The 17,565-nt window shown below is 37.8% G+C and carries 18 protein-coding genes and 2 tRNA genes; 9 read left to right on the top strand and 11 right to left on the bottom strand.

Annotated features, from left to right (window positions below; genetic code table 11):
* Positions 1 to 8: 8 nt before the first annotated feature.
* The 7 genes from chlG to H6G25_RS08465 all read right to left on the bottom strand — a co-directional run bounded on the left by chlG (position 9) and on the right by H6G25_RS08465 (position 4,364).
* The gene (gene chlG, locus H6G25_RS08495; RefSeq protein WP_190392106.1) at positions 9 to 1,046 is read right to left on the bottom strand and encodes a chlorophyll synthase ChlG; all 1,038 of its coding nucleotides are present in this window, start codon (positions 1,044 to 1,046) and stop codon (positions 9 to 11) included.
* Positions 1,047 to 1,128: 82 nt separating this feature from the next.
* A complete protein-coding gene (locus tag H6G25_RS08490) occupies positions 1,129 to 2,229 on the bottom strand; it encodes an ArsA family ATPase (RefSeq protein WP_190392105.1) in 1,101 nt (366 codons plus the stop codon).
* A gap of 84 nt (positions 2,230 to 2,313) precedes the next feature.
* Positions 2,314 to 2,505, bottom strand: coding sequence for a DUF2862 domain-containing protein (locus tag H6G25_RS08485; protein ID WP_028084001.1), 192 nt, complete (start codon positions 2,503 to 2,505; stop codon positions 2,314 to 2,316).
* Positions 2,506 to 2,701: 196 nt separating this feature from the next.
* Positions 2,702 to 2,773, bottom strand: a tRNA-Thr gene (locus H6G25_RS08480).
* A 94-nt stretch (positions 2,774 to 2,867) separates the two neighbouring features.
* Positions 2,868 to 2,950: transfer RNA gene (locus tag H6G25_RS08475), tRNA-Tyr, on the bottom strand.
* Positions 2,951 to 3,108: 158 nt separating this feature from the next.
* Positions 3,109 to 3,885, bottom strand: a complete 777-nt coding sequence (locus H6G25_RS08470) for a DUF6816 family protein (protein ID WP_190392104.1) — start codon at positions 3,883 to 3,885, stop codon at positions 3,109 to 3,111.
* Positions 3,886 to 3,956: 71 nt separating this feature from the next.
* A complete protein-coding gene (locus tag H6G25_RS08465; protein ID WP_028090384.1) occupies positions 3,957 to 4,364 on the bottom strand; it encodes a ChuX/HutX family heme-like substrate-binding protein in 408 nt (135 codons plus the stop codon).
* A 147-nt stretch (positions 4,365 to 4,511) separates the two neighbouring features.
* Between H6G25_RS08465 and H6G25_RS08460 the strand changes: the two genes are divergently transcribed.
* A complete protein-coding gene (locus tag H6G25_RS08460) occupies positions 4,512 to 5,561 on the top strand; it encodes an AAA family ATPase (protein WP_015081380.1) in 1,050 nt (349 codons plus the stop codon).
* A gap of 7 nt (positions 5,562 to 5,568) precedes the next feature.
* Positions 5,569 to 6,501 (top strand): hypothetical protein, encoded by a 933-nt coding sequence (locus H6G25_RS08455; protein WP_190392103.1) that lies wholly within the window; start codon positions 5,569 to 5,571, stop codon positions 6,499 to 6,501.
* Between the two features lie 51 nt (positions 6,502 to 6,552).
* Here H6G25_RS08455 and H6G25_RS08450 read toward each other — a convergent pair whose 3' ends face one another.
* From H6G25_RS08450 to H6G25_RS08435, 4 genes are all read right to left on the bottom strand, one after another.
* Complete coding sequence (locus H6G25_RS08450) at positions 6,553 to 7,503, bottom strand: PhoH family protein (protein ID WP_190392102.1); 951 nt, start codon at positions 7,501 to 7,503, stop codon at positions 6,553 to 6,555.
* 329 nt (positions 7,504 to 7,832) lie between these two features.
* Positions 7,833 to 8,219, bottom strand: a complete 387-nt coding sequence (locus H6G25_RS08445; RefSeq protein ID WP_190392142.1) for a KH domain-containing protein — start codon at positions 8,217 to 8,219, stop codon at positions 7,833 to 7,835.
* Between the two features lie 7 nt (positions 8,220 to 8,226).
* Positions 8,227 to 8,487 (bottom strand): 30S ribosomal protein S16, encoded by a 261-nt coding sequence (gene rpsP, locus H6G25_RS08440; RefSeq protein ID WP_190392101.1) that lies wholly within the window; start codon positions 8,485 to 8,487, stop codon positions 8,227 to 8,229.
* 314 nt (positions 8,488 to 8,801) lie between these two features.
* Positions 8,802 to 9,614, bottom strand: coding sequence for a nuclear transport factor 2 family protein (locus H6G25_RS08435; RefSeq protein ID WP_190392100.1), 813 nt, complete (start codon positions 9,612 to 9,614; stop codon positions 8,802 to 8,804).
* 85 nt (positions 9,615 to 9,699) lie between these two features.
* Between H6G25_RS08435 and murG the strand changes: the two genes are divergently transcribed.
* From murG to H6G25_RS08400, 7 genes are all read left to right on the top strand, one after another.
* The gene (gene murG, locus H6G25_RS08430; RefSeq protein ID WP_190392099.1) at positions 9,700 to 10,782 is read left to right on the top strand and encodes an undecaprenyldiphospho-muramoylpentapeptide beta-N-acetylglucosaminyltransferase; all 1,083 of its coding nucleotides are present in this window, start codon (positions 9,700 to 9,702) and stop codon (positions 10,780 to 10,782) included.
* Between the two features lie 52 nt (positions 10,783 to 10,834).
* Complete coding sequence (locus tag H6G25_RS08425) at positions 10,835 to 11,266, top strand: hypothetical protein (protein WP_190392098.1); 432 nt, start codon at positions 10,835 to 10,837, stop codon at positions 11,264 to 11,266.
* 185 nt (positions 11,267 to 11,451) lie between these two features.
* Positions 11,452 to 11,610, top strand: a complete 159-nt coding sequence (locus H6G25_RS08420) for a hypothetical protein (RefSeq protein ID WP_190392097.1) — start codon at positions 11,452 to 11,454, stop codon at positions 11,608 to 11,610.
* Between the two features lie 424 nt (positions 11,611 to 12,034).
* On the top strand, positions 12,035 to 12,790 hold the full coding sequence (locus tag H6G25_RS08415; RefSeq protein ID WP_190392096.1) for a DUF502 domain-containing protein: 756 nt from the start codon (positions 12,035 to 12,037) through the stop codon (positions 12,788 to 12,790).
* A gap of 102 nt (positions 12,791 to 12,892) precedes the next feature.
* A complete protein-coding gene (nusB, locus tag H6G25_RS08410) occupies positions 12,893 to 13,534 on the top strand; it encodes a transcription antitermination factor NusB (protein ID WP_190392095.1) in 642 nt (213 codons plus the stop codon).
* 102 nt (positions 13,535 to 13,636) lie between these two features.
* Positions 13,637 to 15,091 (top strand): signal recognition particle-docking protein FtsY, encoded by a 1,455-nt coding sequence (ftsY, locus tag H6G25_RS08405; RefSeq protein WP_190392094.1) that lies wholly within the window; start codon positions 13,637 to 13,639, stop codon positions 15,089 to 15,091.
* Between the two features lie 817 nt (positions 15,092 to 15,908).
* Positions 15,909 to 17,297, top strand: a complete 1,389-nt coding sequence (locus tag H6G25_RS08400) for a SpoIIE family protein phosphatase (RefSeq protein ID WP_190392093.1) — start codon at positions 15,909 to 15,911, stop codon at positions 17,295 to 17,297.
* The last annotated feature ends 268 nt before the right edge of the window (positions 17,298 to 17,565 follow it).

The following is a 17,565-nucleotide window of genomic DNA, read 5'->3' as shown; positions in this document are numbered from 1 at the left end:
GATCAAGGTTAAACCCCAGCATGACCCAATGCAATACCCGTTACCAACATTCCTAAAACTAAGAAAGGTTGGGCGCTGGCTTGATATTTGACATCATTAGCTATGGGGTCACGCAGAAAATACATATCTTGGAAAGTGATTTGGGGGATAATTAATAATCCGAGAATAGCTGCATATAAATTTTCGTGAATACTCACCAAATAACCAGCAACCAAAACTTGAAATAAATCAATCATGACCACACAAATTAAAGCCGCAGTTTGCACCCCAAACATAACTGGTAATGATTGTAAACCTAATTGGCGATCGCCTTCCACACTTTTAAAATCATTAACAATGGCAATACCCAAACCTGCCAAACTATAAAACAGAGTCAGAACGACAATTTTCCAATTCAATTCACCAAATAAAGCATGACCGGCCCACCAAGGTAAAGCGATATAACTAGCGCCCAAAGCATAATTTCCTAACCAACCATTTTGTTTTAACTTTAATGGAGGTGCAGAATAGATATAAGCAATGAAACTACCAAAAACAGACAACATTAAAACAGTAGGAAATGGATGATTTGCCCATAAATCCAAAGTATAAGCTACCCCATATCCTAATAATAGTAAAACAATGATTTGACTAATTACTTGCTTTTGGGAAATTGCCCCGGAAGGAATAGGTCTGTAAGGTTCATTAATAGCGTCAATGTCCCGGTCATAATAATCATTGATAGTTTGAGTATAACCGGTCAATAAAGGACCAGAAAGCAGCATACAAAGGGCTGATTTGAGAACATTTTCCAGAGTCCAAGTGTAATTACCAGCAGAAGCCGCACCACAGACCACACCCCAAATTAGGGGAATCCAGGTAATTGGTTTCATCAATTGTAAGCGAATTTTCCAAATAGAAGTTTCCCCCGGACTTGCACCTTTCATTCCCAACAATTGCCGAGTTTTCGCATTACGGTCTTCCGTTGTTGTTACTTCTTGATTTGTAGATTCTCCAACCCCCTCATTTGCTTGAGGATTTGGATTAATAGGATTTGATTCAGACATAAGGTGTAATGGTAATTGGTAATTGGTAATTGGTAATAGGCAAAATTGGTACAACCAATTTATTTCACCTATTACCCATGACCTAAAAAGAAATTATCAAATAACTGTTTTGAAACTTTGCCCCAGTCACAGGTTTACCACTTAAAGCAGGAGGGAGAAAGATATTGCGTCTTTGATCTCCGGCTTCTACCGTGACTTCTGGACCGTACTGAGTAAGTTTAACTTGTTTTTTGTCAAAACCAGGTAAAAAGAGGCGTACTTGGCGATTATGTACATCAATTTCTATTGGTTGGTTAGCTTGTAATGCTTGCTCAACAAAATTGGGTAAAGCATTAATTAGAGGTTGCCATTCACCATTAGATACATCAGGAACTATACTCACAGGTAGAGGTGCAAATTCCGAGGTTAGATGAGTATTTTCCCCTCCAGCTACTAAAATTAACCCACCAATAGTTAAACCAACTTGTTGAGCGCTTCCCCAAAGATAGCGCGAATTTGCCACATCAATTGAGTCTGATGTTGTCACCAGAAAAGCAGCGACACGCTGGGGATTAGCCACAGCGGCTTTACCTTGTTCAAGAAAACCATTAACTTGGTTAGTAGGTTGAGCGAAATTATCAGCAGTCCAATTAACATTAAAAAGACTACTAATTAGAGGTTGAAGAAAGGGAGATTCTGTAATTGTTTTCCCCAAATCAGAGTTAATAAACAATTGCCGAAATCGTCTCACGTACCAACTCAAAGATTCTGGCATTCCTAACATTCGCAAGGTGGAATCATCTCCGGTGCCATCATAGATAATTGCGTCATATTTGCCACTGGCATCATATTCACGCAGGGCATTGAGCGCGAGGGCGTGATCCATACCTGGTAATGCTACTAATTCTTGCCCGTAAACCTCTTTAAAAATCGGTGTACGCAGGTATTGAGCCTCTAGTTTTTTCATCTCATCCCAATTGCGTTCTAGCAGTACAGACGCTTGAAACTGTACTGCTTGGAGATTGGGAGAGATTTCCTGGGGGTCAGGAGTTAGAGCCGTATTGAGTAGAATTGGCAATGTTGGATCTGCTAGTCCTGCTAAGAGTACCCTTTTACCTTGTGTTGCCAAACTAATGGCTGCGGCGATCGCTATTTTACTGCGACAGATGCCGTTTTTGCCCAAAAATGTCAGTATCAAGGCCATTACTCAATTTCCAAATCGCCTATCTTGTCAATTACAACTTAGCACTCAACCAATCTTTTTAGCTTCTGCTGTCAGTTATTTTGATTAAGCTGGCTTGATTTCATCGGCAAAAAACCAGGTAGAGAAGTTATCGTCAAACTTCACCACCACACCAATTCCTGCCCCGTCAGTGACTTTGTAGCCTTCGATAATGCCGATTTTTCCCAGTTTTTGAGCGATAGTAGAGGATACCCGGTCGCGCAAACGAATCACTTTAACTTTTTGTCCAATTTCCATGATCTAGTTAACATCCAATAATCTCAATCTCAGTGTAGCGGAATCTGGCACTCTATTTTCGCCTTGCTGAGAATACTGTGATTACTTCGATTACTTCAAGTACATCTGATGCTAATTCCTGCTCAAAAGTACAATCTGTTGGTTGTGGTTAAGGATTGTCACCTTAGTTCCATATTAAGTTATACACTTTCTTAAAAGCCCGTGACGAGGATTGAACTCGTGACCTCACCCTTACCAAGGGTGTGCTCTACCACTGAGCCACACGGGCGAAACTGAAACAATTTATAAAATCTAATCAAGATTTATAATGCTGTGTATTTTATCATTACACAGCAATTATAATTCCTAACATCCGCAAGAGGTGGGCCGGGCTGGATTTGAACCAGCGTAGGCGTAAACCAACGGATTTACAGTCCGTCTCCATTAACCACTCGGACACCGACCCGTTTGTGTCCCACGCTCAACTATAATAGCAATAGTTTTTAAGTTTGGCAAGGGGTTAGAGAAAATATTTTTCATAAAACCTCAATCCCTTACCCCAAGCCAGTTTTCCCAGTTGCTCACAAGTACAAGCGGGGTTAAATACCATTTTGACCTGAAAGTTCAGCTTGGGGGGAAAAATTCTAGGCGATAGCGATATAATGCCACTGGTCGAGAACCTGCGGTAAAATAATCAGGATCTTGGGGGGAAAGGTAGACAGCGGTAACTTGGTCTGCTGTAATGGTTGGGGAAGAGGTGGAAAGTTTTTGGTAAGCGGTGGTTGATTCTACAGTATTTAGATAGGGACGAGAACCACCTTTAAATAATTGTTGAAAAACTTCGGAAGTAATGAATTTATGTTCTGATATTTTCTCTGTAGCGCGTGCAGTGACAAGAGAAATTAATTGACGTTCACCACGCAAAAATGTAATTTGACGATTAGGAGATTCAGGATCTACTTTTGATGATAATACAGCTTCATCTCCTAAATAGGCTCTAGTTAAATTTAAACTATTAAATTCTCTATCAGCTACTAATATTGGTGTTTGATTTTGAAAATAAGCAAGAATTTTTAAACCCGAATTAGTTGGTTTAACTTTCACAAATCTCACTAAAAAACTAATTGGTTGATTTAATTGACTGCGATTATTTTCAAAGCCGGGTGTGACTATATTCGGTGCTAACGGTGCTGCTAAATCTACTAATGTACTTGTTACTTTCCACTTACCAGCTATCCAGTCAGGGTACACTAAATCTCCCTCTGCTGGTTTGACTGATGTTAATTTTTCCCATTGGGGGAATTTGGCTAAATGTTCTGCTAATTCTCCTGCTTGTGCTTTGTTATTCCCTAAAAACAATAAAAGCATTAAGCAACAACTAATAATTATTTTGATCAACATATTCAATAATTCAAGATTAAACCTACTCCCCGACTTATCAAATAAGTCGGGGATCTGAAAGAAACGAAAAATTACAAAATTTCTAAGGGTAAAGGTTGCCAAATTTCGCCATATTTTTCTTTTAAAATTTGCCAAGCTTCTACTTGTCCTGGTTCATATTCTCCGGGTTTACCCCATTGCAAAAATAGGCTTAATGCAGGTTCTGATTTTTCGTCTAAAAACCGAATTGCATAAGTTGTAAAATTCCCTCGTTTGGCTTCACCTGTTTCAAATTTCACTTGGGTGATTTTGTCCATGTTTAAATGAAATTCAAAGCCTTCGGTGTGCATATTTGCATATTTACCTTTTGGTAATTCGGCGTAAAATAGCTTTTCTATTTTCCCTCTCGCTTCTAAAACGGCGGCGCTACTGGTGACAATTAACCGCAAAGTTCCTAAGCTTTCACAAGCTTCTAAAAATTCTTTCAATGTTGTTGTCATCATTTATGTTGAATATGAATTAGTTGACGTGATGGAAAATGAATAAATAACTTCTGGCTATAAAAGTTTATAACATGATTGGACTCAAATTGCTATCATGAATAAATATGATATGGTGAATTGTTCTCTTGGTCATGAGATTTACTTATGAAAATTCAAAGCCTTAAACTCAAACATTTTAAGAAATTTCGAGATCAGGAATTAGATTTTACTGATCCAGAGACAGGTTTAGCACAAGATTTAATTGTTCTCATTGGGATGAATGGGGCTGGAAAAACCAGTATATTACAGGCGATAGCGGCAATACTAGGTACAGCCACAGGAAGATTGAAAAAACCTGCTGATTTAGATTGGCCAGGGTTTAACTATGACTTGCTGGGTAGAAATTGGCGGGGATTTCCATCTCATGTGACTATAAATATACAATTTTCTAAATCAGAACTACAAGCTGTAGGCGAATTTCAACAAAAATTACAAGAAATGGGTCGTGATTTACTTCCTCCTGCCCAAAAGCATCTTGTTACTTTAAAATGGCAAGGAGACGATGTAAAAGCAGATAGCGCGGCTGAATTATTTCAATTTAAAGGACGAGAATATGCTAAACAATTATTTCGTTCTGAAGGGTTTCCAGTGTTTGAAAGAGTGGGTACGGTTTTTTGGTACACAGAACAGAGAACTGCAACTAGTTTAACTCCTGAAGATCCAGAAAACAAATTAGAAATTACAGAGGATCTTCTCCGCGCTCGTCTAGCAAGGTGGCAAACTGTTCATCAAAAGAATGGTAAAAATTTTCGACCTGGACAAAAAGATTTATACGCAGAAATGGAAAGAATTTATCAAGCAGTTTTTCCAGGGCGTGTATTTCAAGGTGTGGAAATACGAGATAATATTGATGAAATTTTTAGTAAAGAGCCTTGGTTTTATCTTTATGATGGTAAAAACTACTATGAAATTTCTGAAATGTCTGGGGGAGAACGTGCTATTTTTCCTATGCTTATAGATTTTATGAGTTGGAATATTCACAATTCAGTTATTTTAATTGATGAAATTGAATTACATTTACATCCACCGATGCAACAGGCATTATTGAGAGCTTTACCGAAATTAGGTAAAAATAATCAGTTTATTATTACAACCCATTCTGATTATGTAGCTCAATTAGTACCTGAGTCATCTATTATCAGAATTGAGGAGTAATTGCATTGTGGCAGTAGTTAATAATAAAGTTATTTTCTGTGAAGGTACGCTCGACAAAGACCTTATTAATCAGCTATTAGGAAATTTATCAAATCAGATCACTATTGTTCCTACTGGTGGAAAGTTTAATTTTTCAAATTTTGTTCCAGGTTATTTATATCAAAATACAAATATTGAAAATAATAAAAATAAGCATGAGAAAAAGGAAAATACCCAAAATTACCTAATTTTTAGGGATCGTGATTTTGATATTGAACCTACTTCAGAAATTAAATTACTACAAATAGATAAACTAAGAAATCGAGCTTTTCTTTCTCATCGTACCTGTATTGAAAATTATTTACTTAATCCTGAACTTATTCATGAATATTGGTCAACACAATATGCAAATAATTTAGAAAATCCTATTTCTAATAATAAGTGGGGTCATAAAGATTCCCCTGGAGTTGATGTTATCACTAAATGGATAGAAGATGCTGCTAGGATTTTGCAAGATTATCAAGCTGTAAGATGGGCTTTGGGTAATTTATGCCAACTTACCGCTAGTAGAAAACAATTAGAAACGAGATGGATTAAAGGTACAATCCCCAATTCTCTAACCTTATCTGACTGCGAAGAAAGGGCTGAGTCTTTAATTAAAGACTTTACAAATACAGTTCAAGAAGTCACAATAGATAAATTTAAAAACAATCTTCATAAATATTTACAACTCTTTGATCAAGAGGAATTTTGGATACAAAAACAATATTTAATTTGGTTTGATGGCAAAGATATTCAAAAGGCAATGGACAAAGTTAGCAAAGATAAAAAACTCCCATATAGATCATATAATAGATCCTATATTTCTATGGATCATTTTTCTAAATGGGCAATTAATCATATTGATATTAATCAATATGATGATTTAATTGAATTAAAAAATAAAATAGAACAGCTATAGGTGGTCAATAACCACTGATTACTAACTATTGACTACTATATAACCAATTTACTACGTTTCATATTTCTCATAAGCAGCTACAATGCGCTGTACTAAAGGATGACGCACTACATCTTTCTGAGAAAACTCACAAATAGCAATCCCTTCTACGTTTTTTAAAATTTGTAAAGCCACATCTAAGCCGGATTTTTGATATGGTGGTAAATCAGTTTGCGTAATATCACCTGTAATCACCATCCGGGAATTAAAACCTAAGCGCGTCAAGACCATTTTCATTTGCGCCGGTGTAGTGTTCTGGGCTTCATCAACAATTATAAAAGCATTATTTAAGGTTCTTCCCCGCATATAGGCCAGTGGTGCAACTTCGATGATTTCCCGTTCGATTAAATTGGGGACTTTTTCCGGGTCTATAAACTCATTAATGGCATCATAAAGGGGACGCAGATAGGGATTAACCTTTTGCTGTAAATCTCCCGGTAAAAAACCGAGTTTTTCCCCGGCTTCCACTGCGGGACGAGTTAAAATCAACCGTTCAAATTGATTACTAAGTAGGGCTTGAACTGCGACAACTACAGCCAGATAGGTTTTTCCTGTTCCCGCAGGACCAATACAAAAGGTTAAATCGCGTCTGCGAAGCGCGTCTATATATTGGCGTTGGTGAAAGGTTTTAGCGCGAATTTCTAACCCTCTGCGAGTTTTGGCCAGGATATCGCGCTGTAAGTCCTGTAATTGGTCTTCTGTATTGGTATCGAGGGCTTGACGGGCTGTGAGAATATCAGCACTAGAGATATTATTACCTTTACTCCACAAATTTTCTAGCGATCGCACCAATTTCCTTACTAATTCTACCTGTTTCGGTGTTCCTGAAATTAATAATTCTTGTCCCCGCAGAACTAAATTAGCTCCTGTTTGTTGAGATAAAAACTTGATATTAGCCTCACTATATCCTGCTAAAGCGATCGCACTTGACATATTAGGCAGTTGGATCAAATCATCTGCCATATTATTGTTGAATTGGGTAAAAGGTTGTTTTTAACAAAATTAATATTTTCCTATTAAGAAATGTAAAATCCAAATTCTCAGATTTTCTGTTAATTAGTATTTTTATTATTGGGAAATAGGCTGACAACACCTGTTAATTCTTGGCTGGTAAATCCGCAATAAACACGGAATTATTAGCCAAGATTTGACAATGCTGTTGTCTCCCGTCTCCAACAATCTAAACTGACTACTTGACAAGGGCGGAAATTAACCAAATACTAAAAATTTCTAAAAAGCCTATTTAATCCGCTTTTTTTAATTTTTAATATTTAATTTTAATGCAGCTGATATTACCGCAAACGTGGTTTAACAACAGGTTTGGGAATATTGTTCTCTCTTTCTTTCGACTTGGGTGGTAGTATCCGCTCTTCCTGTTCTTCATCAAAAGACATACTTTCCCGACCTGGGGAAGCGCCGCCGTAGATATCCAGGTATACTGATTGACCGGCTAGTTCTGCTGCGGCAGCAATTACAGTCCGAATTGCCTGGATATTGCGTCCCCCTCTACCAAACACTTTTCCTTTATCTGTAGTATCAAAAGCAATGCGTACCCAAACCCGCTTCAGGGTTTTAGATATTTCACAATCAACCCTTAAAGATTCTGGAGATTCTAAAAACGGCTGGACAAGAAACTTCACCAGCCCAACATAATTGGGACTGGTTGCTAGGGATTTAATCTCGAAACTATGATGCGGCTGTTGCACTGACCTGTTCAAAAACGTTAGCTTTTACGAGGATACGACGAACTGTATCGGTAGGTTGAGCGCCTTGTTGTAGTCGCTTAACGATACCAGGAATGTCTAATTTGACTTCATCTGTTCTAGGATTATAGAATCCTAATTCTTCCAGGGGGCGACCGTCACGACGGGCAAGATCGTTAATAGCAACAATTCGGTAACTTGCTTCCCGCTTTTTCCCAAATCTTTTTAAACGCAATTTGATCATTTTGAGAACTGTTTCTCCTGTTCCTAGTTAGTGAGTTTGCAACTGATTGATGAGGAAGTGACTGGGTTATGACACCCACGTTCACAATTTCCGATACTGAAACTTCAATCTTAGCACTTTCTGTCCGTGAATGGCTATTAATTAAAAGTTGAGAATATCCGTCGTTTCAGGATAAACAGGATAAAACCGTTGTCTCACTAAGTTACAGGAATGCGATCGCTTACGTCAATCGCTCAAAAAGCATCAAAAAATCACGTTAAAATGCCCGAAACCCATACCTTAATAGAAAACCTAAATCTTACATTACCCATTCTCTACTTTTTAACTACTTGTAACCGTTGAGTAATAATAGTCATATTTTCACCCCTGCGAATAACTGCGGAAATCCACTGGAAACCGGGAGTAGAGGGTGCGCGTCCGATTTTGAAAAGTCCTCCAGCATTGAGAAATTCTAAATTTGCAATTGTGGGTTTGAGAAATTTATTGGCTTGAATAGGTTCTTCTATAGCTGTTCCCAGTAGAAAGTCCTCACCTAATGGTTCTTGAACAATGGCATCAAAACTATATTTTTCACCAATTTTTACCTGTTGTGGTAATTTAATTACTACTTGGGGTGGTTTATTCCCAGATGTCAGTTGAGTCCTTTCTGACAAAATATCTTGATGAACAATTTTTGAACCTGTAATTTTTTGACGTGATTTAATTGTAGACTGGAGAGTTAAATTATTGTTACTAGATGCAGGTAAACTGCTAATACTAGTAGTAGTTTCCACAATGATAGTATTACCTTCAGATTTCCAAGATTCTAGCTGTGTAGTATAATGCAATTTGGGATATTGCTTCCACAGTCCTGTTAAGGCCTGTTCCATTCCTTTGTGGTTTAAACCGTCACCATGAGTAAATTTGGGGCTGTAAAATTGCATCACAGCTTTAACATTACCTTGATTAGCAGCAGTATCAATCTGTGTTAAGAGCTTAGTGAGTGTAGAAGGTGCATTTTCCGGTTCTCTGGCTTGCGCCAATTGCCCATGACTAGATAAACCCATTGCTAGTAAACTGGAAAGGAGACCAAACCCTAAGGGTAATGTTTTGTTACGTTTCATTAATAAGGGGATAATTTTAGTCATAAGTAAGATCTTACTGATTTGATGATCAAAGATAAGGAATTTGTTTTATCTTAATGAAGCTGGGCGATAAATGGTATAGTCGGGAATGGTAAATGCACCAATTAAATTACTTATAGCAGCTAGTGGGACAGGTGGACACTTGTTCCCAGCGATCGCATTGGCAGAAAAACTGCCAGAATACAATATTGAATGGTTAGGTGTACCTAACCGCCTAGAAACTCAGTTAGTTCCAGAGACCTATCCTTTAAATACCATTGCTGTTGAGGGTTTTCAGCAGGGTTTGAGTCTTCGTTCTCTCCGCACTTTTGTTAAACTCATTGGTGCAATTTTGAAGGTCAGACGCATTCTTAAACAGGAAAAATTCCAGGGAGTTTTCACTACAGGTGGTTATATTGCAGGTCCTGCGGTAATTGCAGCCCGTTCTCTGGGTTTACCGGTGGTTTTTCATGAGTCTAACGCTTTACCGGGAAAAGTTACCCGATTCTTTGGTCCTTGGTGTAATGCAGTAGCCATAGGTTTCGATGTTACTGCTCAATACTTACCTCGAACTAAAACTTTTTCTGTGGGTACTCCGGTTCGTTCTCAATTTTTACATGAGAAAGGCAATAATAGCTTCGACTTATCTGTTCCTGATGGTGTTCCCTTAATTGTAGTATTTGGTGGTAGTCAGGGGGCTGTAGCTGTAAATAAATTGGTACGTCAGTCTGCTGAGGCTTGGTTTCAAGCTGGTGCTTATATAGTCCATTTAACAGGTGATAATGATCCTGATATTAACAGTCTACAACATCCTCAATATATCGCTTTGCCTTTTTATGACAATATGGCGGCTTTGTTGCGAAGGGCTAATTTAGCTATTAGTCGTTCTGGTGCGGGTAGCTTGACAGAATTGGCAGTTTGTGGTACGCCAGCAATATTAATTCCCTATCCCTTTGCAGCGGAAGATCATCAATCTTATAATGCAGAAGTGTTTACTAAAGCTGGCGCTGCGTTGTCCTTTAAGCAGTCAAATTTGACACAAGAAATATTCACAACTCAGGTTTTAAATTTGTTGCAATATCCAGAAAAATTGGCGAAAATGGGGGAAAATGCCAAAGCAATTTCTGTTCCTGATAGTGCGGATAAATTGGCAACTTTGGTACGAAAAGTAATGGAAACAGGACTTATGTAAGTTACACAAAAGCACAAAGAATAAGAGGTTGAGAAATTAAATTCTCTGCTATATGACTAAACAAAAAATCCTTCAAGAAGGACAATCTTACACCTTTGACTCTTATTTTGAATTACCTTACGATATAGAGGAAATTCTCACTGAGTTAGGCTACTCATTTATTAAAAAAGCCATTACTCTACCTAAAACCTCCAATCATTTAAAGAATATTGCAGAACTCAAAGATAAAATCACCTCTTTCTTACCATTAGTTAGTTTGAATAATGAAACTGCTAGACGAGAAACTCTAGTTTCACCCCTTTTATCGGGGGTTATCACTTGTTGTCAATGTCAGCTAAAAATTGAGTATACAGTTAATGTGAATAATTGGTTAAAAGGAAATCTAGATTATTTGTTGCGTTCTCAGCAAAGCTTGTTAGTTATTGAAGCCAAAAATGATGATTTAACTAGAGAATTTACTCAACTCGCAGTAGAGTTACAGTGATTTCCAATCATATAAGGTACATCTTAGCCCCCTCCTCGCACCCCCCTCAATCCCCCCGCTGCGGGGGGAAGAAAAGGATAAACTTTTGATATTGGAGGGGGTTGGGGGTGGGGTTGGGGTTCTTGTTCCGGGTTTGATAACAATTTGCTGTAATTGCTTTATCGGAAATTGAAGAAAATAAATCTGTGTTTTATGGCGCTGTTACCACTGGGGAAATTTGGTGCTTTGGTAAATTAGATCGTCAACAACAACAAATTACCCAAGATATGACTCTTTTGAGAATCTCTGATGATATTGAAGAAATCGGTCGTATTTTAGTTGGTATTTTGGAAATGAAAGATTAATTATGTTTCGCACTAAGACGCAAAGTTTGAGATTTAAAATCTTCTCACTCTTGACTCTTGACTCTTGACTCTTGACTCTTGACTCTTCCCTGTTCCCTGTTCCCTGTTCCCTGTTCCCTGTTCCCTGTTCCCTGTTCCCTGTTCCCTGTCCCCTGTTATAATATCTCTCAGACTTGCAACAATCATTTACAATAATTGCAAAGATAAGTAACACTCTGAGAAATTAACAATCCGCCATAATGGTGGAATGGCACCTATATTTATGTCGAAGCAGGAAACTGGCTGACTTTTGTAGCGATAGTGTGACTTTCTACCATTAGAGACGGGTACAAAAAGTGTTTTCTAGAAATGAAAAATAACCTGTTGCAAGATACTGAGATCTGCTGTAATCAGGTTCTTATATTCCCAATGTGACTAAGCTGATATGGAAAATAATCACAACAGTTTGACAAAACCAAACAAGGAGAACCAAGGTTTGGTAATGGAACGTTTGAAACAAGACCTGAAAAATGACCTAATTGCTGGTTTGCTGGTGTTAATTCCCCTAGCAACTACCATCTGGTTAACAATTACCATAGCTACCTGGGTGATTAACTTTCTTACCCAAATTCCCAAACAACTTAATCCTTTTGATGGTTTAAACCCAATTCTAGTAAATATACTTAATTTACTAGTCGGATTAGCCGTACCACTATTAAGTATTCTTGTCATTGGCTTAATGGCTAGAAACATTGCTGGACGTTGGTTATTAGATGTAGGTGAACGGTTATTACACGCGATTCCTTTAGCCGGTCAGGTATATAAAACACTCAAACAACTTTTAGAAACACTGCTAAAAGATTCTAATGGTAAATTTCGCCGTGTAGTACTAGTAGAATACCCTCGTCAGGGAATTTGGTCCATTGGTTTTGTGACAGGAGTAATTAGCAACGAAATCCAAAATCACATCTCTCGTCCCGTAATTAGTATATTTGTTCCCACCACCCCCAATCCAACAACAGGCTGGTATGCAATAGTTCCAGAAGAAGAGGTAATTAATCTTTCTATATCTGTTGAAGATGCTTTTAAAATAGTTGTCTCCGGTGGTATAGTATCTGCTAACCAACCATCTCACCTGGAAACACTAACAACATTATTACCTGTAGAAATCAAACAGCAGGGGATTTCAGCAACAGAATAAATTTGACAGCAACCTAGCCAATTGATCAAAAAATAGATAAGCTAATTGTTCATCTGTGCCAAAATTCACATAAACTCACATATTTTTTATCATCCCAACTGTATGCAACGTCGTAAACCCCAACAAATAGCCCGCGAATTGGCGCTGCTAAGTCTCAGTCAGTTACCAATAAACCCCAAAAAACTGGAAACCCTATCAGACGAACAATTAGTCTCTAAGCTAGTTTTAGGGGCAGTACGTACTCTTACATTAGAGGTACAGGATACATTGAATAATGCCGCAGGAGAACTGCAACGGAGTAATGAGCGTCTATTGACCAGTGAAACTAGAGCCGCTGACTTGAATACAGCTAGAACCATGCTGAAGGAGGCAATTTCCTATACCCAAACCGCTATTAATCAATTAGGTACGTCCGTTGATTTTCCTGAATTAATTCAATTAGCTAATCAAGATAAAGAAGTTCGTAATTACGCCAAAGCAATTATTATTACCGTCAATGAAAATCGTCAGACTATCGAGGAACTTATTTCTAATGCTTTAGTAGATTGGCAAGTGACGCGTTTAGCCCAAATTGACAGAGATATTCTACAAATAGCTACCGCAGAAATAAAATTTATGAAAGTTCCCCACGGTATTGCCATTAACGAAGCTGTAGAATTAGCTAAACGTTATAGTGGAGAAGATGGTCACCGTTTTATTAATGGTGTTCTCCGTCGAGTCAGTGAACAGAAACAAACTGCTTAAATTAGTCCTTGGTCATTGGTCATTGGTAAGACTTTTTTCTTCTTCCTTGACTCCTGACTCCTTCAATCCTTCCTAATTAAATTCTTATCTAAATCAACTACAATGGCTTTTAATTGGTTTAATCGTCCCAATAATCAATCCGCTGATACTCCCCAAACCCAAACAGAAACACCCGCAGTAGCAGCAACTCAACCAGAAACAACAGTACCAGATACAGAGGATTTGTTAGCTTTTGCTAAAGCTGCGTATAAAAATATTCAAGAAAAACAACAAATAGAAGCAGTAGCACCTGTAACTATTGCAGAAGATACTATTCCTGAAAAAATAGTAGCCACAGAGGAAGTAATTACACTAACTGAAAATGCAGTAGAAACTACCGAAGATATTGTTAACGAATTACAAGCAGAAGCAGCTAATTTATCTTTTTTAGAACGGGCTGCGGCAGAAAGACAAGCTAAACAAGAGAAATTGATTGCTAGTTCCATAGAAACCGAAATTCCAGAAATACTGACAATAACCACAGAAACAGAAGTAACAATTCCCGAATTAGTATTTGATGATGGTTTTAGATGGTCAGCAGAGGTTTTAGCAGCCCAAGGGAGAAAAGCAGAAGATATTTCCCTAGAAGAGATTACTTGGTTGAAAAAACTGCGTCAAGGTTTAGATAAAACCCGACGAAATATTCTTAATCGCCTAAAATCAATTGTTGGTCAAGGTCCGCTCAATCAAGATGCTGTAAATGAAATTGAATCATTACTTTTACAAGCTGATGTAGGTGTAGAAGCAACGGACTATATTATTACCGCGCTGCAAAAAAAATTACTCGCAGAAGTAACTCCACCAGACCAAGCAATAGCCTATCTTAAAGAAATTCTTAGGGATATGCTAGATGCACCCTTGCAAAATCAAGTAAAATCTGGGTTTGCGCCGGAAAAAGAGACTCTCACCATTTGGTTAATTACTGGAGTTAATGGGGCAGGGAAAACTACAACCATCGGTAAAATTTCTCACCTAGCACAAAAATCGGGTTATAAATGCTTAATTGGTGCGGCTGATACATTCCGGGCGGCGGCGGTGGAACAGGTTAAAGTGTGGGGGAATAGAAGCGGTGTAGAAGTTATCGCCAATCAAGGTAAAAACACTGATCCGGCCGCCGTGGTATTTGATGCGATCGCTGCTGCTCAGTCCAGAGAAACCGAGTTATTATTAATAGATACCGCTGGGAGACTGCAAAATAAGAAAAATCTGATGGACGAACTGGGAAAAATTCGCAGAATTATCACCAAGAAAGCTCCTAATACCCATGTTGAATCTCTTTTAGTTCTTGATGCTACTCTAGGACAAAATGGACTGCGACAAGCGGAAGTATTTTCCCAAGCAGCCCAACTCAGCGGCGTTGTTTTAACCAAATTAGACGGAACAGCTAGAGGAGGTGTCGCCCTGGCTGTTGTTCAGCAGTTGGGTTTACCCATTCGTTTTATTGGTGCTGGGGAAGGAATTGAAGATCTACGTCCATTTTCTAGTTATGAATTTGTAGAAGCTTTATTAAGTGGTTGATGTCGCTTTTAAGTGAGATGTGACGCAAACGGAAAATTCACCCCGGCAACAAATCCTATTATCATACTTACAGGAGTCAGGAGTAAAACTGCCTTGAGAGTTGGCTTTAAAATTAGATTTTATACCTACTTGATTGGCAATTTGCTGTAAATTGCGTATATAGTTTTGACCTATGTTACCCAACAGTTCTGTATTTCTAGGAAAAAAAGAATTTTTCCATAAAAGAAATCTATCTAGGGAAACATTTAAGGAATTTGTGGTATATAGGTTAAATGTTTATAGACCAAAATAGATACAACTCTGTTTTTGGAAAAATCCAAGCACCCAAAAATAAATAATCAACTAACTCACAGGAAATCTATTTGTAATATTTGATTTTTGAAAAATACTTAGGTAAGTCTGTGCCTGAAAACATCCTCCTATCCTGGAAATTTATCACCCTAAACTACTGAAAATTTTTCAAATATCATTTATGATTCCTGTATGTAGTTTTTTGTTTGATAACTACTAATATCCAACCCGTAAGAAATAGAGGTAATTTTTTTAATGAGAAACTTTATATTTCTCAAGATATATGAATGACTAATACAGCTATGAAAAAATTCAAATTTTCTGATCAATCATAAAAATCACTGATAGCTAAAGACTTATTTTTGACAAATTGGGAAATTCATGATCAACCACAGAAAATTCCGGTCTACGGTTTTTCTGCTCTTGCTAAAATAACGAATGCCCTTGAACAGCATTTCACAATTGCTCAAGAAATAGTCTTTATAAAAAACCACAAATTTGCTATTCTTAACTGCAATATTAACCTGTGTCACAATTTCCCTCTCATCCTACTGATAGTAATAACAGCGCCACAACAGATGTCACTCCTGTGGTAGCCCTTAAGGAACTTGTGGCCAGGCTGCATCGGGAACAAAATAAAATTCAAGATTTGTTGAGTTCTTTAGGATTTGCTCTCAGAAGCTTCACTAATTTAAATCAGTTTTTGGAATTGATTCCTCTTATGTCCACAAGGGTGACTGATGCTGAAGGTAGCGCACTTTTTCTTTATAAACCCAATGGACAAATTAGATTAGAACAATTACATTGGCAAGATAGCCAACAAAGAAAAAATATTAGAAAAGCTCTAGAAAATGTCAGTAGTCAAATTACCCTTTTACCTAATTCCATACCCAATATATCCACGGGTATTTTAGATGAGCAAATGCATCATTATTTAGGTGCAGATGTACAAGTATTTGGTACAGCTATTTTAGTTAAGCATACGGAAAGGGGCTGGCTTTATGTTTTGACCCGTGATCCAGAATATGCTTGGACCGAAACTAGACAAAAATTAGTGCGATTAGTAGCAGATCAAACAGCAGTTGCGATTGAAAATGATGAACTAGCTGTAGAATTAAGAAAAAAAGAACGTTTAGATCAGGAATTAGAAATTGGTGCGGAAATTCAACGCCGACTTTTACCCCGTCAATGTCCAAATATTCCCGGCTTATCTATAGCAGCACGTTGTAAACCAGCTAATCGCGTCGGTGGTGATTATTATGATTTTATTCCTACTAAACCCAACCCACAACAACCTAGGGCTAACCCACAGATGGTATCAGAAAATGCTAGTTGGGGTTTAGTAATTGGGGACGTTATGGGTAAGGGTGTTCCCGCAGGTTTAATTATGACCATGTTGCGGGGAATGTTACGGGGGGAAGTATTACATGGTAACACTCCAGCCGGAATTTTGCAAAATTTGAATCGCGTTATGTATGCGGATTTAGAAAATTCTCACCGCTTTGTAACTATGTTTTATTCAGAATATGACCCGCAAACACGAATTTTATATTATAGCAATGCAGCCCACAATCCGCCTTTGTGGTGGCACGCTGCGACAAAAACTGTTACTCGTTTAGACACATTGGGGATGTTAATTGGGTTAGATGCTAATAGTGAATATGAAGATGCTGAAGCCCAGTTAGAAGTTGGAGATACAGTAATTTATTATACCGACGGATTGACTGATGCGGCGGCGGCTGGGGGCGATCGCTTTGATGAAGATAATTTTGTTACATCTTTCAGAACTGCTTGTAAGTATTGTAATAGTCCTCAAGAAATTGTTGAATATTTATTTGATCAGGTTCAGCAATTTATCGGCGCTGACAGGCAAAATACTGATGATATGACGTTGGTGGTTTTACAAGTTGTGTGATTTGATGACGGAATTTCTGGAATCTGGGCAACTGGAAGGATAATGAGTAGGACTTGTGGAAGAAATCTAAAACTCAGTTTCTGCACCCTAACTGTTACAACCTGATTTGCTTCTCTGCCGTATATAGAATATAGAATATTTAATAAATACTAAATTTTGACCAAAGGTGTACATTTTGTGTAAAATATGTGCAGGTAAACCACAAAATGTCAAATGTCATCTTAACCTGGGAAAAATTGGCTAAAATTTACCTGATAACTGTTAATGT

The organism is Dolichospermum sp. FACHB-1091 (genome assembly GCF_014697585.1).
Lineage (GTDB): Bacteria > Cyanobacteriota > Cyanobacteriia > Cyanobacteriales > Nostocaceae > Dolichospermum.
This window is presented reverse-complemented; position numbering and strand designations above follow the sequence as displayed.